Genomic DNA, 25,148 nt, shown 5'->3' on the forward strand with positions numbered 1-25,148 from the left:
CTGTCTGTTCATGGGAATGTTGAGCAGACAGCTTTTTTTGTAGGATGTCACTTATTCTGTGGTTTGTTGCAGGGCACTTTGCTCATGCAACTTGCTGTTCTTTGTAAAAACGATATGACAAATAGAAAAATTAACAAAGGCTGCAAAGCTGAAAAGAATTAATGACGTTATCGGATAATAATATAATGCAGCAGCTATTAGAGCTAAAAGAATAAGATTTAATATGGTCATAGGGAAGTAAGTCATGGAGATAAAAAAGGAACTTTTAATAATCGTTTTGGTTGAAATATTGTAGTGTGAGATGATCGGAAATACATAGATCGATGTAAAAGCAAATAATAAACCAATAATAAGTAAGGGAATGAATAGAAACGAGCTGAATTCTGATTGTCTCATGAATAGAAAGTCGACATAAAGAATGATGGTAATAACAAACCAAATTATCCCAATCGAAAAACTTTGTTTAAAATTCTCCTTGAAATACTTGATAAATAAGACAAAAACGCCAGTATCATCTTTTAATTTCCAGCATCTAATAACGCTATACATCGCAGAGGTGGCAGGGAAAAAGGTTATAATGGGTAAGCATGCCAATACCCAAAGTATATTAAGAAGAAAATAGTTAGCGAAAATTTCTAAATATCCATAAAATTTGTTATCTATTAGTTTCATAAATTTTCACCCGATTTTTAGTTTTATATCTATAATGTAACATAAAAACGGGGGGATTTATAGAAGGAGTTGCATAGGTACATCGTAAAAAAACACTCCCTAACTTGTTAGATCCATCGTACCAAGCTAAAAAGTGTTTTTCTTTCCGCATTTCTTGCAACATTCTTATGAAAGAGTTGGAAGATAGATGTCAAATACCACTTGATCATCTGAGCTTGACACAGAAATAGTTCCCTGATGGAGTTCCACAATTTCTTTTGCAATAGCAAGTCCCAGGCCAGCTCCACCTGTATTGGTGCCACGTGAGGAATCTAAGCGGTAAAATTGCTCGAAAATTCGGTTTACTTTTTCTTCTGGGATGGTATATCCTTCATTTTCAAAGCGAATGCGAACGCCCTCGCCTTCCTCCTTGATTTCGATGGTGATCGCACTGTCAGGGAAGCTATAGCTAACGGCATTTCGGATAATATTATCAAACACGCGCTCCATTTTGCCCACATCACATTTGATATCAAGCTTATCAGGTGAGATGAGCTGAAAGGATAGGTTTTTTTCAGAAAGCAGCGGTTGGAATTCAAAGGTTATTTGCTCCAACATTCGAATGATATCCACTTGACTTAACTCAAGGCTTTGTTTGCTTAAGTTAAAACGAGTAATTTCGAAAAATTCATTAATTAAATCTTCTAAACGAATAGCTTTATCTAATGAAATGGACGTATATTTTTGGCGTAACTTGTTTGATATCTCTTGTTCATCATGAAGCAAGGTTAAATAACCAATGACGGAAGTAAGTGGTGTTTTTAGATCATGGGCAAGATAGACGATTAGGTCGTTCTTTCTTTGTTCCGCTTCCTTTGCTAATCTGTCATTGCGAATGGCGCTTTGTTTAATTTGGTTCATTTGATCTTCCACCTGCTTCAATTCCCGCGGTAATGTAATGAGGTCCTCATTCGAGGAAGCCAATTGATTACTTGCTGCTATAATGGTATCAAAATAATAAATAATCTTTTTCCAACTGATGAAAACAATGATGATAAATCCGATCATCCAACAAAAAGAAAGGACCAAAATAGGATTATTTTTCGGAAAAAGAAGCAAACGATATAAAGCATTGTCCGCTTGCCAAGTGAACATGGATAGAACAAAGTCCGCAAATAAAAAAGTGAGCACTAAGACGACAGTGAACAAAAGCACCATTAAAAGGAATTTATAAATGATGGCTCTTTTCAAGTCATTTCCTGAATAGCTTGAATATTGATTACTCAATGGTGTAGCCAACTCCCCACACTGTTTTAATAAATTTTGGATTTCTGGCTTTCTCGTTCATTTTTTCTCGTAAACGGCCAATATGAGCCATTACCGTGTTATTATTATCCAAGTAATTTTCTCCCCAAACGGCTTCGAATAGCTCTTCAGATGAAACAACCTTCCCTTTATTTTCACACAAGTACCATAGGATGGAAAACTCAAGAGGTGTGAGGGACAGTTCTTTACCATACAGGAAACATTTATGATTGTCTTTATTGATATACAATCCGGCGAAATCGTAAAACTCTGGATTAGTTGACTCTATATTTTCATTTTCTTCGGTATGGTTATATCGCTTGTACCTTCTTAATTGAGCTTTTACCCGGGCGGTCAGCTCCAAGGGGTTAAAGGGTTTCGTCATGTAATCGTCCGCACCAAGTGTTAGCCCGGTAATTTTATCGATATCTTCTATTTTTGCAGTAAGCATGATAACAGGGTAATGATAGTTTTCTCTGATGCGTTGGCAGAGCGTAAAACCATCTATTTCTGGCAGCATAATATCCAGTAAAGCTAAATCAAAAGCAGTCGTTTGGATACTTTTTAATGCCTCTTTTCCGTTAGAATACCGATGAACGTTTAAGCCTTCATTCGTCAGGTATACTTCAATTAAATTTGCAATTTCCATTTCATCCTCTACAACTAAAACGTTTGTTGTCATTTTCTCACCCCTTCATTGTTCAATGCAAAACACTTCTCATAGTAGTGTGTGATTTGACATGGGGCCTCGATATCAACCCATACTCTTTCACATTAGCAGTGGAAAAATATCTTTTCAAGCATTTTACATGTTTTGATTTTGTGTTACGCAATTATTATATGTACTTCTTAGAATATCTCCTATAGGATAAACCATACAACTAGTATCGCTTGTGGTATGAAAACAGTGGAGACCTGGGTAAACGAAGCTATTAAATAAATCACCATATTACCAAGTGCTTCGTAGGAATTTCGTAAGAATTTATTCATAAAATCTTATGAGTTTCTTGAAGGAAAACAAATAAACCAAATGCTTTCTTTTAGTATGATGAAAGTACAAGGTTTGATAGCAGCTAGCGATTCAGAACTCATTGGAGATGTGTTGATGGATTAGAAGTGGGATTGCATTCAAGGTCTGGTATGGCCCCATACAAATAATGAAGTGAAGAGGTTAATGAAAGGAAGCGTCGGTAGTATGAGAAAGTTTTTAACGATGATAAAAATAGTGCTGGTCATTACGGTTGTAGTGGTCATCGCATTTAATGTGGGAGCTAAAACAAACTTAGATTTCAAAAAAGATTTTCCTTATTTTAGTAACCAAGAATACGCAAGTCAATATATGTATGTGATCGATAGAGAGACAGGAGATGTGATTCATGAAAAGAATGCTCAGTCTAAGGCATACCCTGCCTCGCTCACAAAAATCATGACAGTGATTCTAGCACTTGAGAATATTAATGATTTATCTGCTCCTGCCCCTATAGACACAGAAACGCAAAGTGAAATGTTTACAAATAATGCTTCGATGGCAGGTTTTTCTGCTGGGGAATCCGTCACCTATCGGGATCTATTATATGGAACTATCTTACCTTCAGGTGCTGAAGCAGCAAACTCTTTAGCTATTCATGTGGCAGGAAGTGTGGATGACTTTGTTCAAATGATGAATGCTAAAGCGGATGAATTAGGATTGAATAACACACATTTTACTAATCCAGAGGGGCTCGATCATAAAGAGCAATATACGACAACTGCTGACATGGCCAAGCTTTTGGATTATGCACTAGATAATGAAGATTTTAAGGCGATTTTTACAAAAGAGACGTATCAGACAACATCGACGACAGCCCATCCTGATGGAATCATGTTAGAATCGACTGTTCTTTCATCCCTTGATAAAGGTGAACAAAACGGTTTTGAAATTATTGGTGGAAAGTCAGGAACAACAGAAGAAGCTGGACAAAACTGGGCAACACTTGGGGTGGTAGATAATCGTGAATATATCATTGTCGTCATGGGAGCTCCCTTCAAAGACATTAGTCATCCAAATAATGATCAAATAGCGGATACGCTGAAGTTGTATAATGAAATTAAATCTAGTGAGTAGTGAAAATAAACATGCGTAACTTTTTATTGGAATTATTAAATATATAAGGTATATAACGGTCCATCACTCATCTGTGAATGATGGACCGTTTTTGCATGTGGAATCGTGATTTTATCGATTTACCAAGCACGAGAATGCGAGGTGTGATTGCCTAACTTAGTAAAAGAAGCTACAACGTTTCATTCGCACATAGGAAGAAAGCGAGATTAGCACACAACAAAATAGAACAAATCTTAGATTTCATCACACATATCTGTAATAATCAAAAGAAAGCGTTCTCATTATGTGTGATATCTTATATAATGATAGCTATATAGGAATTAACTATTTACTTAAGGGGGAGCTGAAATTAACATGAGAAAATTCGTTCCCGCGACTTTGAAAAATAAATTGATTGTATCTTTTTTAGTGTTTATTCTGCTGCCCTTTGTATTATTGAATGTATATAATTTTTGGAACTTTGAAAAGGTTTTAAAGGAAAATGTGATTCAGCAGTCTAATAATCAGGTACATGCGATGAATCAGACACTGGAAGATTTGATGGGGATGACTTTTCGATCACTCACGTTACTAAGACAGGATTCGACGATTACCAATATTTTAAAGAATCCCGAAGAATACTCGATTATTGATCGACATCAAATGATCAATACGAAATTTGAGAGTATCAGCAATAGCTTTTTTCTATCCAGTCCTTCGATTTATTATACCATTTTAGATAATAAAGAAAATGTCTATACTTCCTTTGCACCAAGAATATCGAACAAATTTAATGATTTAGTCAAGGAACCATGGTATAACGAGTTAATGCAACAAGAGGCGAGCTATTACTGGAGTATAACAGATGACAACTATGTGCATAGTGATATATCCAAGAGTGAATATTTCTTAACTTTATTTGCTGAAATATCAGGCAATCAGAGAGAGACTATTGGAGTTGTTCGAATCAGTATTGACTTTTCCGAATGGTTTAATACTTTATTGTCAGGTCTGCCAGAGGATCAAGCGTATTTTATTATGGAAGGTGATGGAGAGATTATTTTGCAATCAGAAGATAATATAGACATCCTGATGGATACCGTTGATACCGTTTTATCCAGATCAAACAAGGAAGATTATTATTTTACAGAGAATGCCCCTTATTTTGTGAGCTATAATTATTTAGACAATATGGATTGGTATATGGTTAGCCTACAACCGTTAGATGTTATGTATAATAATATTCACTCTGTGGAAAGAAATTATTATGTACCATTTACCATTTTTATGGTGATCTTTATCTCCATTACACTCTTGATTTCCACCAAATTTACAGCACCACTAAAACACTTGCAATCAAAAATGGCGACTGTAACGCAGGGAGATTTGTCTACTGAACTAGCAGAAGCGGATTATTCCGGAGAGCTAAAAGAATTAGTGCAGCATTTTAACAAGATGATGAGAGATTTAGAGACATCGACAGAAGAATTAAAAATAGAAGAGAGACAAAAGGAAGCAATGAAGTACAAAATGTTATTATCTCAGGTTAATCCTCATTTTTTGAACAATACATTAAATACCATTAAATGGATTGCATTGAAGGAAGACAGTAAAGACATCGAGGAAATCTGTGTTAGTTTAGGCAAAATATTAGAGAAGAGCCTAGCTAATGAGATTGAATTGATTAAATTATATGAAGAAATAGATTTATTGAACTCTTATATCTATATACAAAATTATCGATATAAAGGAAAATATAAAGTTCACTATTATATAGAAGAAGATGTCCAACATGCGTTAGTGCTAAAATTTAGTTTGCAGCCAATTGTGGAGAATACGATCTATCATGCTTTTCCAGAGGTGAATAAAGGGAATATTTCTATTAATATTTATACATTAGCTAAGCATTTGTTCATAGAAATCAGCGATGATGGTATTGGATTTGAAGAAGCCAAAAAGAATAATTCAAGAGGAACTGGCGTAGGATTGAAGAATTTAGAAGAGCGACTGCGCTTACTGTTTAAAGAGGAAGCAGATCTTACGATAGATTCATCTTCAAAAGGTACGAAAGTGACATTATGTATACCGTTATTAATGACCAAACCTTATCAAGAAGGGAAGGATCACTAATGTGGACCGTTATTTTGGTAGAGGATGAAGTTTTTGTGAGAGAGACATTTAGGGAGCTTATTAAGTGGGAAGATTTAGGATTTACTATTATTGGGGAAGCGAGTAATGGTAAAGAAGCACTCGCATTGATGGAGCAGCAGGAACCAGACTTGGTCATATCTGATATTTTAATGCCAATGATGAATGGCGTGGATTTGCTGCAAGAATCCAGAGAAAGGGGTTTTACTAGTTTATTTGTTATGCTGACCTGCTTGAATGATTTTGAGCATGTGCAAAAGGCAATCGAGCTTGGGGCAGCCAATTATATCCTTAAATTATCCATGAATGTCCCATCGTTAAAAGAGACACTGGGAAAGATAGAAAAAGAGCTGATTCATCAGCATTTAAAAAACAATAAAAAAATGGAAGAAAACCTTGTGAGTTTATGGAATCAAGTCAGAAATTATCAAGTACCATTATCTTTAATCGATACTTTCTCATTATTGGATAGGTTTTATTTGCAGATCATTACCATACATCATGGTGAAGAAAAATTAGAAGATGAGGCATATTTGAAATCCTTATTCCTGCATTCACGACAGCAGGTGCTAACGTATCTAGTTCATGATATTGGCATGACAACGATTTTTTATTGGTCAAGTGATGATAGTAAGTTGGCATTAGGTCATTTGCAAGAGTATATTATATGGAAGTCAGCTGTTGTACGAAATAGTGAAATAGTGCTTGCCTGTAAAGATATGTTGCAACAAATAAACCGACATTGGACCCAGTCCTTTTCTGCCTTGACTACAACAAAAGAGTTGGAACAGTCAGAAAAAGCAGCGATAGAACATGAGGTGATGCATGGTTTTGTGAATTTAAACAGAGATAACTTGGAACAAAGAGTAGAACAGGCTGCTTGTAAAAGGATAAAAGCGGGGATGAGTATGCCTGTAGCGAAAGGTTTAGTGATCAATCTTGATAGCATGGTGGCTAGATTAGCAGGAGAATCAGATCATCGTGAAAGTTATATAAGGTGCAACACACAGGATGAACTATTAGACATTTTCAAGCAGAATATATTAGCTTTTTGGGATAAGCAAGCACAGGATGGATATGCACTATATTCCAATCATCCCATCGTTCAAATGATTCTACAGTATATCCATGATCATTATGCGGAAGAGTTATCTGTACGTTCGTTGGCTGTGAAGGTTTCCATAGATGAGAATTATCTGAGTGCGTTGTTTAAAAAAGAGACAGGGGATTCATTGATACAGTATATTCATACGGTGCGAATTGAGCAAGCAAAGAAATTATTAAAAGAAACAACCATGAGTATTTCAGAGATTGCAGAGCAAGTAGGCTTTTTGAATGACAATTATTTTATTAAAATCTTTAAAAGGATTACAGAGTCTACCCCAAAGAATTTCCGAAAACAAATTCCTTGTCAAAAGACTATAGCTGTAAAGTAAGAAAGCCCAGTGTTCTCAGGTACTGTGGCTTTCTTTTTACGCAATGAAAGCTATTCATAATAAGCGGGGGTTAGCAGTCACTAGAAGAAGTTACTTGATCAGGATCGCCTCGATGAATCCAAAGATATGATTCATTTTTGAACAGATTTGTTCATTAAGAAAATAAATAAGGCGTGCTAAGATAAAGGTGTCATTTATATTAGGGAGGGGTTCAAATGAAGGGGAAAAGCAAGGGGCGTCTGTATGCGAAAGGCATGTATGTATTATTGTTTAGTTTGTGTGTCTTTTTAGTTGGTTGTAATTCTAGTGAGACTGAAAATGGAAGCGCTTCAGAGGATGGAGAGATTGTGCTGCATTTTTGGGGAGGGGTACCGGCTGATGCTGGACCGCAAGCGGTAGTTGATCAGTGGAATGAAGAAAATGAAGATGTCAAAGTGGAGTATACGAGGTTTGTCAATGATGATGATGGAAACTTAAAGTTGAATACAGCATTACAGACAGGGGATAGTGTCGATCTGTTTATGTCTTATGTTCCAAACTATTTACAAGATCGGGTCGAATCAGAGTTTGTCTTAGATCTAAGTCAATTTGATGATTACGATATTGAGGAGAAAATGGGAGAAGAGGCACAACGCTGGCTGGTGAATGATTCTTATTATGCGGTACCAACCAAGCAAAATGCCAATTTCATCTTCCTTAATAAAACGGCGTTAGATGAAGCGGGATTACCAATACCGGAAGAGTGGAGTTGGGAAGAATTAAGGGAATATGCGGCAGAATTAACAACGGATACACGATTAGGATACAGTCAGTTTGATCCGAGTACTCACACGTATGTTGCGAGTGCCTTAATTGATGAAGGATATGTCAATGCCAACGGTCAATCGAATTTTGATCAAGTCAATGTAGCAGAAGGATTAAACATCATGCATGAGATGATGCATAATGATCAATCGATGATGCCGCTAGGGGAACAAATTGCAACGGGAGCCGCCGCTGATCAAATGTTTTTAAATGGAGAAGTGGCTATATTGAGCGCTTTTGAAGGAATTTTGAGAATGTCAAATGATTTAGAGGAGTATCCACGAGACTTTGAAATTGCCTTTGCGCCATTTCCGAATTTTGAAGGTGGTAGTCAAATCGCTCATGGATTGGGAGATGCGATATCGATTGCTTCCCATACAGATTATCCAGAAGAGGCATGGGAATTTATTAAATGGTATGCCGATGAAGGGATGATTCATCAAGCAAGTGGGGGAAGAATACCATCTTCTAAGGACGCACCGATAGATCAGGCTATTGCCGATATGGTGGAAGGGGTAGAAGACACCTATGATATTGCTTCTTTAGAAAGAATGTTTGATCAACCTGGGGTTATAGCAGAGGTATTGCCATTGCAAGTAGATGACTTACTCAATCAAGAATTGGAACGATATTTTATTGATGAACAAGATTTGGATCAGACGATTGAGAATCTAGTGGATCGACATAACCAATATCTAGAGGAATAATTTTCGACTGATCACTAATCAACACAACAAACAAGGAGTGCGTGGTTATGGGATGGATGAAGAGGCAAAGGCTGATTGGTTATCTCTTTATATTACCTAGTGTCATAGGTGTGACGATATTTTTTGCATTTCCTTTGCTATTTTCTGTGGTATTAGCATTTACCAACTGGAGTGGTCCAAGCGGAATCAATACAGAATTTATCGGCATATCTAATTTTATGGACATGCTGGAGGATAGTTTGTTTTTCACTACAATTAAGAATACCGGAATTTATCTGTTGCATGTACCTGTTTCGGTTGGGTTGGCATTTATCGTGGCAGTTATATTAAATCGGATGGTATATATGCGCAATACATTAAGGGCTATGTTCTTTCTACCGTATATTACAAGTAGTATTGCGATAGCTTTTGTCTGGATGTTGCTTATGAATCCTAGCAATGGCCCGATTAATGAAACATTAAGGGCGATAGGAATAAGTAATCCACCAAGTTGGTTAGCGGCTGGAGATACAGCCATGCATGCGATTAATTTAATGTCGGTTTGGTTTATCCTAGGCTTCAATGTGATTATATTTTTGGCAGCGTTACAGAATGTGCCGGCAGAATTAGAGGAAGCGGCCAGAGTGGATGGAGCTAAGTTTTGGCATATCAATTTGTTTATTACCTTTCCATTGGTTAGCCCTATCACTTTCTTTCTATTGATTATTGGTTTTATCAATACCTTTAAGAACTTCGGGCTAATTCATGCCTTAACAGGTGGAGGCCCTGGTGATAGTACGAATGTACTTGCCTTATATGTATATCAGAATGCCTTTCGGTATTATGAACTAGGGTATGCTTCCGCAATTGCCGTTGTATTATTTATCATTATCCTGATTGTGACATTAATTCAATGGTATATCCAAAAGAAATGGGTGTACTATCAGTAAAGGAGTCAAGGAATATGTCGATATCTCGAGCAAAAGCATTAGACCGAACGGAAGTAAGAAGTGGGTTATCTAAAATGAATATCAAAAAAATTGTAACCACTATTATTATGGCTATCTTGGCTATCTTTATGATATTACCCTTTATTTGGATGTTAAGTACATCGTTAAAATCACCATCAGAGGTATTTGTTTTTCCGATTCAATGGATACCAGACAGTCCAAGTTTTGAGCATCATATCAAAGTATGGGTAGATAATAATTTTGCTCACTACTATTTTAATTCGCTTAAGGTAGCTGTAATAGGCACGGGTGGTGCCATTATTATTGGGTCACTAGCTGCTTATGGATTTGCGCGTATTTCCTTTAAAGGAAGAGACCTGTTGTTTTTCTTATATTTATCGATGATGATGGTGCCGCCACAAGTCTTGTTCGTACCAAAGTTTATCATGTTTGACTGGGCAGGGATTTATAATACACATTGGGCTTTAATCTTGCCATCTTTTGTCACGATTTTTGGTGTTTTTTACCTAAGGCAGTTTTTCTTAGGAGTTCCTAAGGAAATATCAGAGTCAGCTTTTATCGATGGGGCAGGTCATTTTCGAATCTTTTTTCAAATATTTCTACCTCTGGCTAAGCCTGCGATTGTGACGTTTGCGATTATTGATTTTTCATGGAACTGGAATAATTATGAGGATGCATTGGTGTTCTTGATCAGTGAGCAGTTATTTACCGTTCCACTCGGCTTACAAAACTTTGTCCATGAATTTTCTATTGACTATAACGGTATGATGGCAGCAGCTTCAGCAGCGATCATACCAATGATTATTATCTTTTTCATTGGGCAGAAGTATATCATTCAAAGTGTAGCTAGTTCTGCAGTGAAAGGATAAAGAGAATAGAGGTGCAAATAAATGAAATACGAAATCGTAAAAAAGGATATTACGGTAGTTGGCGGAGGACTTGCAGGTGTATGTGCAGCCGTGGCAGCAGCTAGACTAGGGAAAAAGGTAGCTCTGATACAGAATCGGCCTGTCTTAGGCGGGAATTCCAGCAGTGAAGTAAGGGTTTGGGTAGTTGGTGCAACAAAGCACGGCGTGAATCGCTATGCCAGAGAAACGGGAATTATGGGGGAGATGTTTGTCGAAAATCAATACCGTAATCCCGATGGTAATCCCTATATGTGGGATCTAATTATTTTAGAAAAGGTGAAAGCAGAATCCAATATTGAATTGTTTCTGAATACCGATGTGCGAGAGATTGAATCAAGTGGAAAAGAAGATAGCCGAACGATTCATTCCGTAACGGGTTGGATGATGGGGTCAGAAAGACATATTCGATTTGAAAGTCCGGTTTATCTTGATTGTACTGGCGATGGTTTAATTGGCTTTTTAGCGAGAGCCACCTATCGTATTGGCAGGGAAGCTAAGTCTGAATACAATGAAGCGTGGGCGCCTGATCAAAGTGATGAGATTACACTAGGAAGTACGATTCTCTTTTACACAAGGGATGAAGGGCATCCTGTGAAATATGTAGCTCCTAGTTTTGCAAAAGATATCACTACTACATCGATTCCTGAGCGAAGAATCATTAGGAGCGGCGATTCTGGCTGTTATTATTGGTGGATTGAATGGGGAGGTGAATTAGATACAGTTCACGAGGATGCTAGAATTAGAGATGAACTGTGGTCGGTTATTTATGGAATTTGGGATTATATTAAGAATTCCGGTAAATTTGAGGCGGAAAATATGACATTGGAGTGGGTTGGAGCGATCCCAGGTAAACGAGAATACCGGCGTTTCGTAGGAGATTATACCCTGACGCAAAATGACATTGTGGAGCAAGTTGAATTTGCTGATCGAGTTGCGTTTGGCGGATGGTCTATTGATCTACACCCGCCAGCTGGTATGTATGCAGAGACTAGCGGTTCCAAGCATTTACAAGCAGACGGTATCTATCATATTCCTTTTCGGTCGCTTTATTCGAAAAATGTGGATAATTTGTTGTTTGCTGGTCGAAATATTAGTGCCTCTCACGTTGCTTTTGGATCGACGAGAGTAATGGCTACATGTGCGGTAATAGGAGAAGCGGCTGGTACGGGAGCCGCTTATGCAGTGGAGAAGAGGATGACACCTCGTGAAATACACGATCACTATATCAAAGAGCTGCAACAAACGCTATTAAAACAAGATGCTTCTGTAATCGGGATAAAAAATGAGCAAACAGAAGATTTGGCTAGACAAGCAGAAATTACGGCTTCTAGCACGTGTGAGACGATACAGGTAACCCATGCTGCGGAAACATATCAACTAGAGAAAGATGTTGCATTTTTATTTCCTGTTGAATTGCAAATGGAAGGCATCGAACTGAAAGTTACTGCTAAGAAGTCAACTGAATTAACGATTGAGTTATGGGATACTGGTAAGCCGCAAAATTATATCCCACATCATATGATCGACAAGAAGACGATCGAAGTAAAGCCAGGGGAGGCTGAGTGGGTGTCAGTGGATATTCATTGGCATCCGTCTGAGCGACAAAATGCATTTGTGATTGTAAAAGAAAATCCAGATGTAGCGTTGCATCGTTCAGATCAACCTGTTACAGGAGTATTATCTTTTGAGGATGTTGGTGACGCGAAAACAACGGGACTCTTTGAAAATGAGAAAAGCTCTATTACCAAGTGGTCCATGAAAAATTGTGTGAGGAAGCCATTTTGTTTCCAAGTCCAAGGGAAAACAGCTGCTTATGCGCCTGCTAAAGTAACAAATGGATTGCAACGCCCTTATCGTGGACCAAACCTTTGGAAGTCAGATGTGATGAACAAAACAGAGGAATGGCTGACATTGAAGTGGGATCGTGAGGTATCGATACGTGAAATTCACCTCACTTGGAATGATGATGTAAACGAGGATCTTATTAACTTGCACCATCATCGTACACCATTCGATATTATCCCTGAACTAGTGAAAAATTATGAGGTTCAAGTGCTGGTAGATCAGAAATGGAGAACGGTAGTTGAGGTAGATCATAATCGTAAACGGAAACAGGTACATTATCTGAATCACACTGATAAAACGTCTCAATGCAGGCTTGTTATTCATGAAACCAATGGAAGTCCGCATGCAGAGGTTGTAGAGGTTCGAGTGTACGGCTAAGTGAGGAGGAGTAACTTGTTATTGGGGTTACTCCTTTTTTTCACAAAGAAAAATAACGGCTTTTGAAAAAAGGAATCAAATTATAATCCAGAACGGGTAGGGGATGATTGGGAAGCTGTGCGTCAGCGTTTGAGAGGAATTGGTTTTCAAGAGATGGTGTTTTTTCGGAATCGGAAGAGGATAGAGGTTTCCATTTAAGTATCTTAATCCAGCATAGAGAACAGACAATCACTATCATGTTTAGTAGCGATTGTCTGTTTGCTTTGCTTTTTAAGGTCTCGCCGGACTTCCATCAAACAACCGGGCTAAAGTCCAATCCGGTATCTTACTATCACAAGGATATTTCTTTGCAAGTTCTTCATTAATATCAATTCCAAGACCCGGCAAATCGTTAGGGTAAACATAACCATTTTTCTCCACAGGGCTACCTGGGAACATTTCATGAATCAAATCATCAAATCCTTGCCATTCCTGAATACCGAAGGCCATGGAACTGACGTCGAGATGAATGTTTGCTGCATGACCAACCGGCGATACATCATGTGGACCATGCCAAGCTGTACGAACACCAAATGCCTCACTTATAATAGACAGTTTTTTTGCAGGTGTTATCCCTCCAATTTGACTAACATGTACTCTAATAAAATCAATCATACGATTAGAAATAAGGGAGAGCCATTCGTTAGGGTTATTAAATAATTCTCCCATCGCTATTGGAGTGGAGGAGTGTTGCCTGATTTGTTCAAACCAACTAATCTGTTCAGGAGGAAGAGCATCCTCTAAATAGTAAAGTTGATAAGGTTCTAGTCTCTTGGCGAATTGCATGGCTTCAGTCGGTGATAGACGTTCATGAACATCATGGATAAAATCAATATCCCAGCCGAATTTGTTACGTAAGTATTCAAACATATCGACTACATTTCTCATATATGTCTTCGGTTCAAAGTAGGCACCTGGGAGGGCGTTGATTGGCGTATTAATTTTAGATTTCCCGCCACCATATCCTCCTACTTGGCAACGTATGTACTGGTAACCTTCATCCATAAATCGCTGCACATTTTCGGCTACTTCTTCTTTTGAATCACCCTCAGCGTGTTTATATACGATGGCAGCTTCCCTACATTTTCCGCCAAGCAGCTGATATACAGGGAGACCTGCTATCTTTCCTTTAATATCCCATAATGCCATATCAACTCCTGACACGGCATTGTTAAATTCAGGCCCATTTCTCCAATAACCGCTAACCATTGCTGTTTGCCATATATCTTCAATTCGTTGTACATCTTTCCCTATTAAAAATGGTTTAAGGTATTTTTCAACTGCTAAGGCAACGTTTAGGTGTCTTTGCGTAAATGTTGCACATCCTAGTCCATATATTTCTGGTTCTGAAGTATAGATTTTCACTACAACGAGATTCACTCCTTGTGGTGCTGTGAGTATTGTTTTGACGTCTTTTATTGTAATATCCATATCTGTAGCTCCTATTCTAATTTTATTGTTTAACGGATCCAGCTGTTAAACTACTGATAAAATATTTTTGCATAAAGATAAACAAGATGAGTAATGGAATACTTGATAGAAAAGAAGCTGCCATTAACTCATTCCACATAATTTTATAGAATCCATTTAATTCAGCTATTCCGACAGGTAGTGTTCGCATAGCGTCAGAATTTGTTAAAATCAAAGCAAACATATATTCATTCCATCCTAATAAAAATGAATAAATAGCTGTAGAAGCTAGTCCTGGTAGGGATAGTGGTAGTATGATTTGTACAAAAGTACGAATGCGTCCACATCCATCAATTCTGGCAGCTTCATCCAATTCTTTCGGAATACTTTGGAAGAATCCCACCATCATCCAGGTACAGAATGGTATACTGAATGAAACATACACAAGAATCAACCCCATATGCGTATCAATCAAATTCAGTGAATTCAATACCTGATAGAAAGGGATTAAAAGCATAATAGAAGGAAACATTTGCGTGATCAATAAAAAAGTAAGAAATGATCCCCTGCCACGAAAACGGAATCTTGAAGCACCATATCCAGCTAATGAAGAAAAAAGTAAAGAGACGAAAGTAGAGACTCCAACAATAATGATGCTATTATAAAAATATTGTGCAAAAGGGTAGTTTTTCCATACATTGATAAAAGCTGATATTGTAATATTATCGGGAATCCACTGAGGAGGAGAGACCATTACTTCCCCTTCAGGTTTTAGAGCCGTTGACAGCATCCACAACGTTGGAATTAATACAGTTAACGAGGCTAGGATAAGCAATAAGTACATACAACTATTAAATAATGTTTTTTTTCTATTAATTGTCATCATCGCCTAAAATCCTCCTATAGGTTAATCCAATAAAGAGACATATAAAAAACACAATGACAGCCATGGCTGATGCCCTTCCAAAATTAAAGAACTCAAAAGCCTGTTTGAAAATATCGATACTAATGATATTGGTTGCAGCCCCCGGTCCGCCTTGAGTAAGAATCCAGATCATGGTGAAGTGCTTGAACCACCAAACAGTATCCAAAATCAGTGATACAAGCAATACGGGCATAAGCCCAGGAATCGTAATATATCGAAAGCTTTGAAACAAGTTTGCACCATCGATTTTTGCAGCTTCATATTGTTCTTGAGAAATAGACTGAAGACCTGCCAGTACCATCATCATAATAAGCGGGTAACCTTTCCAAATACTTACTAGGACAATTGCAGTAAAGGCTGCTGTTTCTTGACCTAGCCAAGAAATGGGTTCAGAGGTAATGTTGAATAGCATTAAGTAATGATTAAATAATCCGTATACAGGATTGAATAACCATTTCCAAAGCAAGGCAACTACTACTTCAGGAAGTAACCAAGGTACAATCAATAATGCTCTAAACAATAAAATGCCTCGTAATTTCATATTCAGAATTAATCCGAATGCGATCCCAACAATAAAATGTCCAGCAATAACTAAAATAGAATAAAGTAGTGTTAGTCCAATACTTCTGAGAAATTCCATGTTAGAGAAGATACGAGTATAATTTTCTATACCTATAAAATCCCATTTGTTCACTAAATTTGTATCAAAGAAACTGATATATGTACCATAAAGCAGTGGGTACGTGACCAATAATAATAGAACAACGAGCGATGGAAATGTGAAACCATAGCCACTCCATTGTTCGCCTTGAATGAGGTTTCTAAGGTTATTTTTGTGCATAACAATCACCCTTTACTTGATAAGAAATGATATAAAGGGAGATTGTCTTTTCTGGAAATGGAGAATCTCCCTTTAATAAATATAAGTTTTTTATTCAGCCTGATTTATGATTTCATTTGCTCGCGTTTCTGCATTTTCTGTTGCAGTCTCTACATCTTCACCATTAGCAATAATGTTTTGATAGGTTGAGCCAACAATGTCGTAAAATTGATTGTATGAACTGATTCTTGGAATTGGAAAGGCATATTGAATAGCTTCTGCAAACCCTGCCATTTCTTTGGTTTGTAGTTGTTCATGGTCTTCTAATTCTGTTCGAGTAGGTAATCGTCCACTTTCACCATTCCACCACAAGGCTTTTTCTTTAGATACAATAAATTTTAGATAATCAGCTATTTCCTCTTTATGTTCGCTTTGTTCGGATATAGCATAGCCAAATAATCCATTTGTAGATACGTTCTCACCGCTTTCTGATTTAGGTAATGGCACACTATATAGTTTTCCTTCTAGATCAGGGTTTTCTGAATATATACCACCCAACGCATTAGGACCGGAGATCAGCATTGCTGTTTGATTATTCGCCATCATGCTAGCTGCTTCAGGAAAACCAGTTTCAGTTGGACCAGGAGGGACAACGCCATATTCATTTACTAAATCACCATAAAGCTGAAAGGCTTCTTGAGATTCAGGTGTATTTAAGTCGGTTATCCACTCGCCATTCTCATCTTGTCTTACTTCTTTAGCCCCAAATGATCGAAGTACAGTCACAAATCGGCTGGCACCAGAGCCATTATTTGTTCCAATCATTCCAAAGCCCCATTGGTCGATTTCTCCATCGTCATTAGTGTCTTTCGTGAATGTCTCGGCTGCTTCAATAAATTCATCCCATGTTTTGGGTGCTTCTATCCCTTCTTCCTCAAACCAATCTCCTCGGTAGATTAAAGAAACAGGGTTTGCTACCCAAGGCTGCATCTTCATGTCGCCATCAATAGAAACTTCTTCTCGAATATTTGGTATGAAACCATCCAAATATTCGTCATCATATAATTCTGATAAATTGGCTAGCATTCCCATATCATCCGCAGTATGTAAGAATTCAGGTGTCATACTAAATGCATCTGGTAAATCATTACTAGTAGCCAAAGTAGTTAATTTTGCAAAAAGGTCATTCATAGGGACGGATGTAAATCTTATTTCAATATCAGGATTTTCTTCCATGTATTCTTCCGCTAATGTTAATTCATTCTCACCATCAGGTTGTTCTGTTTGAGAAACAGACATAAATTCCAAAACAGTCTTACCATCATTCTCTTCTGTAGAGTTAGCGCTTTCATTATTTGTATTACAAGCCGATAAGATTAGCGTACAAAGAAATATGATTAAAATACTTGTATTCATTTTAGTAACCTTCATTAAAATAACCTCCTTGAAAGTGGTATAACTTATATGTTGTCTTACAAGTTTAAGCAGTAAAAATCAAATATTAATAATTGAAAAACCGTAATAGGAACAATAAAATTATTTAAATAACATATTCAACAGCCATTATCATCACCCCCTTTAAATAAATAATCAAACTTGTAAGTTGTCATACAAGTTATATAAAAAACAAAGCTTACTTAGAAGCTCTGTAATCTCTTAAATTTTGAGCCATGCTTTTTCTAAGTATATTTTTAACCCCTTCAGGATCTCTATTCTTTATACAATTAAGCTGTTCTATATGACCATCAATAGAATCTCCTTCGAGTGTCTTATGATCTACACCAAATACTCTGTTTAACTCTTCGAGATAATAGTAGTAAGCCTTTGTGTTTTTCATAACGGCATATAAAAATTGATTCTTGGAAGCTTTGGCAACCGTTAAATGGAACTCGAAGTCCGCCTGAGTGTATCGCTTATAATCGTCTTTATTATTAAGCATTTTTTCAAGGGCCAATTCTAATTCCTTTATATCTTCATCTGTTGCTCTTTCGGTAGCTAGGTCAATACATTTAAACTCAATAATCTCACGGAATTCGAGAATATCTAACAATTCTTTTTCGCTTATATCCATAGTTGGCATAGCGTTGCTTATCATTTCTGCATGATTGATTCCTGAGACAAAGGACCCTTGTCCTTGTTTAGTCGTAATGATTCCCATTTGTCTCAGTTTTTGCATAGCACTTCTAACACTAATTCGACTAACACTGAACATTTCACATAGCTGGTTTTCGGAAGGTAGTTTATCGCCAACTTGCCATTCACCATTTTGAATTTGTTGTATGATTTGTTGGAACACTTCTTCCACGATGTTTGTTTTTTTAATTGATTTGATATCCATTATTAATCAACTGCACTTTCGCTGTAAGTTGTCATACAAGTTAATTTGTATAGTATCATCGTAAAAGATAGAAGTCAATAGTTTTTTTGCATGCGTTTTCTTTTATCGCTTCTATTGTTAAAATAGTCTATTTAGTTCTAGTATTTATAATAAATGTCACAGTGTGTAATGAGTATAAGTTTATATCTATAAATTGCCTAAAAAATAGGATAAACCAAATGTCAACAGATGAAGCAAATATATTGCATGAACTTCACCTGTTAACCATTTCAAATGCTTATCAAATAGCCTGAATCGCCCTATACACATTCTTCGTATTATCCCCATCCGTATATTCCACCAATTCAGCATAGTTTTGCACATATTGATCGGGCTGTTCTCGGTGATAATTGGTTAAGATGGCATGATGAAGCTGTTCGTCTACATGGTAGACCACATCACCAAAACAATTCTCTTCTTGCAAGATGTTTGGCGCTCCATATTCCTGCTCGGCTAATGCTTTGTCGCCCCAGAAATAGATAATATTACTGCCGCCAGCGAAGGCATAATAACAAATAGAGGAATAATCGGTAATAACGACCTTAGATCGTAACAGGGCGTCTTTAATATCTCCTTCGTAAATGAATTTCTCAATCGAGGCATAGACATCCGCAAATTGATTTTCAATTAATAACTTGGCCTTCGGGTGTAAGATGAGATTAACAGGAATCTCTTGATAAAAATCATGGGTTTGTATCATTTGAAAAAACTGCAGATAACGATCAATATAAGAATTTTCTTCGATTTTTCCCGTCACATCCCAAGGTCTCCAGGTTAATAAGAAACTGATCTCCTGCTTTTCTTGTTTGCGCTCTTGAACATATAAATCCAAGTTAGGTGTTCCTTTTTGTATCAGTTGGCTCGGTTCATATTTCGGATATTGGATAAAGTAGGAACTTTCCAAGTCGGAATTGGTGACAATATAATCAGGAGCAATGGGAACCTTTCTATTATAGTAGCCTCGTTCAAATACATTGGTGGCAAGAGAGATCCCATGCTGCAAAAAGATTTTTTTATCGCTTTGTAAAATCACTTTTTTTAGCTGTCTGCTGTTGTCATATAAATTTCTCAGTATATGGGTAGGCAGATCAGAAGAAATTAGTTTATCCGCATGAAAGATGGCATAGAAAGCTTTCACCGAATTGTGTGCTACTACACTATCTTTGCCATAATGGGATTGTAATGTCTGAAATTGTTCGTGTGATTTGTCTAGTACAAACACTGCTTTGTTGTCATGTTGTGATTTCGCATATTGGAATACCTCAAAGGCAGACTCGCTGGCCCCACTTGCAAATTTCTCAAAATAGATATCTCTGCTTCTTTTTTGGCCGAATACAGAGAGCCATTTTGCTACTTTCTCTTTGATTGGTATCGCCTTGTTTAAGTAATCACTGATCACAAGTACCAACTGCCCTGTGATCGACTTGCGAAGAAAAGATTGTATTTGATGTCTTTCTAATGTATATCTTCTGGAGCTGTATATATAATGATTTTTATCGTATCTATCGTAACCATTGAATTTTAGGGGGTAGTAATAGCTTAAACCATCCAAGGTTAGCGATTTAATATACATAGGATTATTGATTTCACTGCTGTCCTGATATTTTCGCAGAACCTCAGATAATTTAATCCGACAAAAACCTAATTGTGATAAAAGCACCAATTTATTTGTATTTTCAGCTAATTTTTTTCGGATGAATCGAGGTAGAAAATACTTAAAATCATAGTCTAATGCCTTATCATACCCAATGGCTATGTTGACTTCGGACATATTGGCATAGCGAAAGCGGATGGCACCAATGATAAAAAGATTGGCTAATAAACCACAAGTGAAAACACGGTGAGGCGGTGTTGATTCTGCCTTTTCCAATACCTTTTCATCAGGTAAAGAGCGATGTCTTTTCATGATCATAAAGGAAAGTCTGCCTATGGGATCCAAGTATAGAACCACAAAAGTATTTTTTAATAATGGATTCGGATGTTTCTCGAGAATTTTAATATGGTGATCGACTCGGTTAGGATAGACTACGATCTCATCATGTTGATACACATAAAACTTTTTGAAGGGCATCCGTCGTTTTCCGTTCATCAAGGAAATCTGATTGAAATCACCAAAACCGTCCTTTAAAAATAATTGTTTTCCTCGTTTTTTTACAATGGGTTCCAAGGTGTTAATCTCCTTTGCTACATTGAACTAAGATGCATATGTTAGTTGTATTTCTTCTATAATCTCCCATCATACATAAGAGTATTTTTTCCGACAATGCGTGAAACTATTCATTTATTTCTATCAATTAATGGTATTTATCACAAAATAAAGGTGATTTAACAGGGGATAAGACCCGGGATGGATTTGATTACCATATATAAAAGAAACTTAGAATGTATCTATCTTCACAGAAAGCAATGTAAATGTTAAAAATCATTCTATGGACCTGTATAATACCGCTGTTGTTTTAGGTATGATAAAGCGAGACTATCTATAGCGGTCTTCTTGCGGTTGTTAGTGGCGTGATAGATGGAGAGGGGATGATGTATGTTGAAGACTTATAATATTTTCGGAAGTTGTGTATCAAGGGATATTTTTGGTCTGGTAGAAGACCATAACTATAGTGTGGATTATTATCAAGCGAGATCTTCTGTGCAAAGTATGATGTCTAAACCTTATTCGGTAGACTGGAAATATATATCGACAGGTTCAAATTTTAAAGATCGAGTAGTGTATACCGATATAAACAAGGATTATTTTGAGCAGTTATGGAAGCATCGAGCCCACGATTTAATCATTGATTTCATTGATGAGCGATTTGCATTGTATAAAATTGGGTTCTCGTATGTGACGCGCTCCAACTATTTCCTTACTGCTGGTTTGAAAAATCTATTAGGCGGATACGAAGTGAAGAAAACAGAAACGATAGAGGACTGGGATGCTGCTTGTTTGGCTTTTATTGAGAAATTGAAATCATATTATCATGCGGATCAGGTTATTTTACATAAGGCATATTTTGCCGAGGAGTATGTAGACAACGCAGGAAAAGTACAGAAATTTGATGATCGTAAGACCAAAATTTATCAATCTATTAATCAGTTACTCGATCATTATTATCATTTCTTTGAAAGTCACTTTGAGAATATCCATACGATTGGTTTGCCTCAAGGGAGCTATCGAGCTTGGGAAGAACACAAGTGGGGGCTGGGGCCAATGCATTATGAAAGAAATTACTATCAGGAAATGGTAAATCAACTAGAAGACATCAATCGCAAGAAAAAAGATAAGCAGATATAGCAAATAGCAACAGAAAAATGATAGACGGTGCAAATTCATCAAGTCACCGTCTATCTACCTCAGTAGCAGCACATCATTGTATTCGAAAACACCAATAGTCCCAATCTTTGAATACTGACTCCCCCAACGGGAAATTTTCCTATGTTACTTTTGTCGAGTATTTGAACTTCCCTTAAAAAAATGGTTCAAACTGACGTGAATAACGGTAGATCTGTTGACTTTTTAGGACTTATGCATTAGAGTATAGAAAACGCTTTCATTTAGTGGTATTGTTCTATTTGATTAGGGTTACTCCATATAATAAGTAACCCCTAACACAAATGACAAGAAACAGAGATATTATCACTGAAAGGGGGCATTAGCAAGGGGGGTATACGAATAGCTATTAATAGAGAAATCATTCACTGCTAAGCGCCTTACATTGCTACGTTGTAATGGTCGATAACATCCTGATATGTTTACAGCTCGTTATTATCCGTTTCATTTTACTTTACAAGGAGGGGTTCATGATGAAAAAGCATGTTCTTTGGTTAGCTATGTTGGCATTATTGATGTTCGTATTAGCCGCGTGTGGCAGTGACGATTCAACGGGTGCAGATGCCGATGGAGCCAGTGGTGGTGAGGAAGGGAGCAGTGAGGAAAAGTATAAGATTGGTATTTTAGCTCCAGAGGTAACTCATGGATGGGTCGGCGCTGTTGCTTATCATGCGGAGGACAGGGTGGAAGAGCTATCCGATCAAGTTGATTATCAGATACAAACAAGTGGTAATGCAGAGGAAATGACCTCTCAGCTTGATGACTTGACGACTTGGGGAGCTGATGCGATTGTTGCTTTTCCGCAGTGGGAAGGGATGGATGTACCGATCCAGAATGCGATTGACAATGGTATGACGGTTGTCAACTTTGATATTGTGATCGATGCAGATGGCGTCTATCGTGTATCAGGTGACAATGAGGACATGGGAATTCAAGGGGCCAATTATATTGTAGATAAAATTGGCGAAACCGGGAATGTGGTGGTGCTTGAAGTGCCATCCTCAGGCTCTGTATCGGAGCTGCGTACCAAAGGGTTTGAAGAAACCATCGCGGATATTGCTCCAGATATGAATGTGATGACTTATGCGACAGAATTCACGCGTGAAGCAGGGCTAACCGATTTTGCCGATATTTTAACATCCGTGGATCAAATTGATGCCGTTTATTCGTTGGATGACGAAACGTCTGTCGGGGTGTTACAAGCAATTGAAGAAGCAGGAAGAACGGATATCCAAGTGGTTACTGGCGGAGGTGGCATGCAGGAGTATTTTGAAATGATGCCGGAAAATGAGGATATTTGGATTCAATCGGCTTTATATAGTCCTGCTATGGTAAAAGATGCGGTGGATGTCGCTCTGGATGTACTCAATGGAGAAGAAGTGGAGCAAGAAACGATTATTCCGACAACCGTGGTCGATCGGGATAACTATGAAGAGTTTTTAGATTCGGATTCACCATATTAAGAGATTAGGGGGTGCTGCTTGTTGTGGTACTCCCTCGCATCTATATGTTTCACTGGAGGTGTAACATGCTTGTCGAGTTGAAGAATATTCAGAAATCATTTGGTGCGAATCATGTGCTCAAAGATGTATCACTCACGATTAAGGAGGGAGAGATCTGTGCCCTTCTAGGGGAAAATGGTGCAGGTAAATCAACGCTTATGAATATTTTGGGCGGTGTCCATCAGCCGGATCGTGGAGGTATTTTCCTAGATGGTGAAGAGGTGGACTTTCATGATCCAGCGCAGCCAATCAACAGGGGGATTTCCTTTATTCATCAGGAGTTAAACCTGATTAATGATCTGCCCATCTATGAGAATATCTTTTTAGAGCGCTATTATAAAAGCAGTTTCCGCAAGGTTCCGCATCAGCAAATGATTCAAGAAACGCAGAAGATCTTTGAGCGAATGCAAGTGAACTTAAATCCACGTACATTGGTAAAACATCTGGATTCATCCTATAAGCAAATCATTGAGATCTGCCGGGCAGTTGTAATGGACGCCTCGGTGATTATCATGGATGAGCCCACTGCGTCGTTAACTGATACCGAGATTGAACGTGTCTTTGCGATGATGAAACGATTAAAGGAACAAAAGGTAGGTATCATTTTTATTTCGCATAAATTGCAAGAAGTAATGGAGATTTGTGACCAGTATTCTGTACTGCGTGATGGTGAAGTGGTTTCTCAAGGGCAAGTAGCAGATGTGACGACAAAAGATCTTGCCCGTTTTATGGTGGGTCATGAAGTGCGGACTGACAAGTTGGTTCGAGATAGAGAGCGGGGAGAAGAGGTACTACGAGCAGTGGAATTAACGTCAGAAGAGCACTTTTCTGATATTTCCTTTTCGCTTCATCAAGGAGAGATTGTTGGTTTTACTGGTCTCTTAGGAGATGGCAGGAGTGAACTGTTTCAAGCGATTTTTGGTGCTTATCCTTTGTCTTCCGGACAGCTGTATCTTTATGGGAAGTCAGTAAAAATTCGTTCAACGATGGCCGCTATTGAACAAGGCATTGCTTATCTGCCAAGAAATCGTAAAGAAAATGCGATTATTAAGGATATGAATATCTTAGAGAATGCCGCTATTGCTTCCTGGAAGAAATATGCTAAATGGGGCATCATTCAACAAGCTGTACATAAAGCGAACTTGGCGGAGCTGCAACAACAATTAAATATCCGTATGGAAGATTACGCTAATAATATTACGAATCTATCAGGTGGAAATCAACAAAAGGTGGTGCTAGCAAAGTGGCTGGCCACAGGTCCCAAGGTATTAATTCTCGATAACCCGACACAGGGAGTGGACGTTGGGGCAAAAGAGGATATTTATGATATTATTTTGCACTTAGCTGATGAGGGAATAGCGATTGTTATTTTATCCAGCGAGGCTAATGAAATTCTGCGTTTATGCAACCGGACATATGTCATGTACCATGGCAATTTGCAAGGGGAATTGCATGGAAAAGAAATGAAGGAACAATCGATTATGGAACTGGCAACTGGTGGAGAGACTACTGTTTCTATTTCACAGTAAGGAAGGGCG

General features: G+C 37.6%; 19 protein-coding genes. 10 read left to right on the forward strand and 9 right to left on the reverse strand.

What is annotated here, in order from left to right; translation table 11 throughout:
* Positions 1 to 51: 51 nt before the first annotated feature.
* The 3 genes from BN6556_RS10910 to vanR all read right to left on the reverse strand — a co-directional run bounded on the left by BN6556_RS10910 (position 52) and on the right by vanR (position 2,638).
* Positions 52 to 672, reverse strand: coding sequence for a YesL family protein (locus BN6556_RS10910; protein ID WP_066190977.1), 621 nt, complete (start codon positions 670 to 672; stop codon positions 52 to 54).
* Positions 673 to 837: 165 nt separating this feature from the next.
* Positions 838 to 1,938 (reverse strand): sensor histidine kinase, encoded by a 1,101-nt coding sequence (locus BN6556_RS22835; protein WP_066190979.1) that lies wholly within the window; start codon positions 1,936 to 1,938, stop codon positions 838 to 840.
* Positions 1,931 to 2,638 carry a VanR-ABDEGLN family response regulator transcription factor gene (gene vanR / locus BN6556_RS10920; RefSeq protein ID WP_066190982.1) on the reverse strand — a complete coding sequence of 236 codons (708 nt, stop codon included), beginning with the start codon at positions 2,636 to 2,638 and terminating at the stop codon, positions 1,931 to 1,933. Before vanR ends, BN6556_RS22835 begins: the two co-directional genes overlap by 8 nt.
* Before the next feature lie 513 nt (positions 2,639 to 3,151).
* Here vanR and BN6556_RS10925 point away from each other — a divergent pair.
* The 7 genes from BN6556_RS10925 (at position 3,152) to BN6556_RS10955 (ending at position 13,215) form a co-directional block, all read left to right on the forward strand.
* Positions 3,152 to 4,060 (forward strand): D-alanyl-D-alanine carboxypeptidase family protein, encoded by a 909-nt coding sequence (locus BN6556_RS10925; RefSeq protein WP_066190983.1) that lies wholly within the window; start codon positions 3,152 to 3,154, stop codon positions 4,058 to 4,060.
* Between the two features lie 354 nt (positions 4,061 to 4,414).
* Positions 4,415 to 6,169: a sensor histidine kinase gene (locus BN6556_RS10930; protein WP_066190986.1), complete on the forward strand. Its 1,755-nt coding sequence runs from the start codon at positions 4,415 to 4,417 to the stop codon at positions 6,167 to 6,169.
* Complete coding sequence (locus BN6556_RS22105; RefSeq protein WP_066190992.1) at positions 6,169 to 7,623, forward strand: response regulator; 1,455 nt, start codon at positions 6,169 to 6,171, stop codon at positions 7,621 to 7,623. Before BN6556_RS10930 ends, BN6556_RS22105 begins: the two co-directional genes overlap by 1 nt.
* A gap of 215 nt (positions 7,624 to 7,838) precedes the next feature.
* Positions 7,839 to 9,134: an ABC transporter substrate-binding protein gene (locus BN6556_RS10940; protein ID WP_066190995.1), complete on the forward strand. Its 1,296-nt coding sequence runs from the start codon at positions 7,839 to 7,841 to the stop codon at positions 9,132 to 9,134.
* Positions 9,135 to 9,181: 47 nt separating this feature from the next.
* Positions 9,182 to 10,063, forward strand: coding sequence for a carbohydrate ABC transporter permease (locus BN6556_RS10945; RefSeq protein WP_066190997.1), 882 nt, complete (start codon positions 9,182 to 9,184; stop codon positions 10,061 to 10,063).
* 14 nt (positions 10,064 to 10,077) lie between these two features.
* Positions 10,078 to 10,953 carry a carbohydrate ABC transporter permease gene (locus BN6556_RS10950; RefSeq protein ID WP_066191001.1) on the forward strand — a complete coding sequence of 292 codons (876 nt, stop codon included), beginning with the start codon at positions 10,078 to 10,080 and terminating at the stop codon, positions 10,951 to 10,953.
* A gap of 21 nt (positions 10,954 to 10,974) precedes the next feature.
* On the forward strand, positions 10,975 to 13,215 hold the full coding sequence (locus BN6556_RS10955) for an FAD-dependent oxidoreductase (RefSeq protein ID WP_066191003.1): 2,241 nt from the start codon (positions 10,975 to 10,977) through the stop codon (positions 13,213 to 13,215).
* 270 nt (positions 13,216 to 13,485) lie between these two features.
* On the opposite strand, the gene BN6556_RS10960 is transcribed toward BN6556_RS10955, so the two are convergent.
* From BN6556_RS10960 to BN6556_RS10985, 6 genes are all read right to left on the reverse strand, one after another.
* The gene (locus tag BN6556_RS10960) at positions 13,486 to 14,685 is read right to left on the reverse strand and encodes an enolase C-terminal domain-like protein (RefSeq protein WP_066191006.1); all 1,200 of its coding nucleotides are present in this window, start codon (positions 14,683 to 14,685) and stop codon (positions 13,486 to 13,488) included.
* Between the two features lie 22 nt (positions 14,686 to 14,707).
* Positions 14,708 to 15,550 (reverse strand): carbohydrate ABC transporter permease, encoded by an 843-nt coding sequence (locus BN6556_RS10965; protein WP_205410323.1) that lies wholly within the window; start codon positions 15,548 to 15,550, stop codon positions 14,708 to 14,710.
* Complete coding sequence (locus BN6556_RS10970) at positions 15,537 to 16,430, reverse strand: carbohydrate ABC transporter permease (protein ID WP_066191009.1); 894 nt, start codon at positions 16,428 to 16,430, stop codon at positions 15,537 to 15,539. Before BN6556_RS10970 ends, BN6556_RS10965 begins: the two co-directional genes overlap by 14 nt.
* Before the next feature lie 90 nt (positions 16,431 to 16,520).
* Positions 16,521 to 17,840 (reverse strand): ABC transporter substrate-binding protein, encoded by a 1,320-nt coding sequence (locus BN6556_RS10975; protein WP_066191012.1) that lies wholly within the window; start codon positions 17,838 to 17,840, stop codon positions 16,521 to 16,523.
* A gap of 202 nt (positions 17,841 to 18,042) precedes the next feature.
* Positions 18,043 to 18,747, reverse strand: coding sequence for a FadR/GntR family transcriptional regulator (locus BN6556_RS10980; protein WP_066191017.1), 705 nt, complete (start codon positions 18,745 to 18,747; stop codon positions 18,043 to 18,045).
* A 280-nt stretch (positions 18,748 to 19,027) separates the two neighbouring features.
* Positions 19,028 to 20,953 (reverse strand): CDP-glycerol glycerophosphotransferase family protein, encoded by a 1,926-nt coding sequence (locus tag BN6556_RS10985; RefSeq protein ID WP_235817493.1) that lies wholly within the window; start codon positions 20,951 to 20,953, stop codon positions 19,028 to 19,030.
* 369 nt (positions 20,954 to 21,322) lie between these two features.
* On the opposite strand from BN6556_RS10985, the gene BN6556_RS10990 reads away from it, so the two are divergent.
* The 3 genes from BN6556_RS10990 (at position 21,323) to BN6556_RS11000 (ending at position 25,139) form a co-directional block, all read left to right on the forward strand.
* Positions 21,323 to 22,072 carry a DUF6270 domain-containing protein gene (locus tag BN6556_RS10990; RefSeq protein WP_066191020.1) on the forward strand — a complete coding sequence of 250 codons (750 nt, stop codon included), beginning with the start codon at positions 21,323 to 21,325 and terminating at the stop codon, positions 22,070 to 22,072.
* A gap of 506 nt (positions 22,073 to 22,578) precedes the next feature.
* On the forward strand, positions 22,579 to 23,571 hold the full coding sequence (locus tag BN6556_RS10995) for an ABC transporter substrate-binding protein (protein WP_235817494.1): 993 nt from the start codon (positions 22,579 to 22,581) through the stop codon (positions 23,569 to 23,571).
* Between the two features lie 65 nt (positions 23,572 to 23,636).
* Positions 23,637 to 25,139, forward strand: coding sequence for a sugar ABC transporter ATP-binding protein (locus tag BN6556_RS11000; protein ID WP_066191026.1), 1,503 nt, complete (start codon positions 23,637 to 23,639; stop codon positions 25,137 to 25,139).
* Positions 25,140 to 25,148 lie beyond the last annotated feature (9 nt).

This window comes from Gracilibacillus timonensis, assembly GCF_900086715.1.
In the GTDB taxonomy this organism is placed as follows: domain Bacteria; phylum Bacillota; class Bacilli; order Bacillales; family Amphibacillaceae; genus Gracilibacillus; species Gracilibacillus timonensis.

Bases quoted from the DNA above. Each gene is read 5' to 3' on its own strand.
- vanR (WP_066190982.1), bottom strand. From the start codon at position 2,638: ATGACAACAAACGTTTTAGTTGTAGAGGATGAAATGGAAATTGCAAAT.
- BN6556_RS11000 (WP_066191026.1), top strand. From the start codon at position 23,637: ATGCTTGTCGAGTTGAAGAATATTCAGAAATCATTTGGTGCGAATCAT.
- BN6556_RS10955 (WP_066191003.1), top strand. From the start codon at position 10,975: ATGAAATACGAAATCGTAAAAAAGGATATTACGGTAGTTGGCGGAGGA.
- BN6556_RS10945 (WP_066190997.1), top strand. From the start codon at position 9,182: ATGGGATGGATGAAGAGGCAAAGGCTGATTGGTTATCTCTTTATATTA.
- BN6556_RS10940 (WP_066190995.1), top strand. From the start codon at position 7,839: ATGAAGGGGAAAAGCAAGGGGCGTCTGTATGCGAAAGGCATGTATGTA.
- BN6556_RS10980 (WP_066191017.1), bottom strand. From the start codon at position 18,747: ATGGATATCAAATCAATTAAAAAAACAAACATCGTGGAAGAAGTGTTC.
- BN6556_RS10910 (WP_066190977.1), bottom strand. From the start codon at position 672: ATGAAACTAATAGATAACAAATTTTATGGATATTTAGAAATTTTCGCT.
- BN6556_RS10960 (WP_066191006.1), bottom strand. From the start codon at position 14,685: ATGGATATTACAATAAAAGACGTCAAAACAATACTCACAGCACCACAA.
- BN6556_RS10965 (WP_205410323.1), bottom strand. From the start codon at position 15,550: ATGATGACAATTAATAGAAAAAAAACATTATTTAATAGTTGTATGTAC.
- BN6556_RS10950 (WP_066191001.1), top strand. From the start codon at position 10,078: ATGTCGATATCTCGAGCAAAAGCATTAGACCGAACGGAAGTAAGAAGT.
- BN6556_RS10990 (WP_066191020.1), top strand. From the start codon at position 21,323: ATGTTGAAGACTTATAATATTTTCGGAAGTTGTGTATCAAGGGATATT.
- BN6556_RS10930 (WP_066190986.1), top strand. From the start codon at position 4,415: ATGAGAAAATTCGTTCCCGCGACTTTGAAAAATAAATTGATTGTATCT.
- BN6556_RS10970 (WP_066191009.1), bottom strand. From the start codon at position 16,430: ATGCACAAAAATAACCTTAGAAACCTCATTCAAGGCGAACAATGGAGT.
- BN6556_RS10975 (WP_066191012.1), bottom strand. From the start codon at position 17,840: ATGAAGGTTACTAAAATGAATACAAGTATTTTAATCATATTTCTTTGT.
- BN6556_RS10925 (WP_066190983.1), top strand. From the start codon at position 3,152: ATGAGAAAGTTTTTAACGATGATAAAAATAGTGCTGGTCATTACGGTT.
- BN6556_RS10995 (WP_235817494.1), top strand. From the start codon at position 22,579: ATGATGAAAAAGCATGTTCTTTGGTTAGCTATGTTGGCATTATTGATG.
- BN6556_RS22105 (WP_066190992.1), top strand. From the start codon at position 6,169: ATGTGGACCGTTATTTTGGTAGAGGATGAAGTTTTTGTGAGAGAGACA.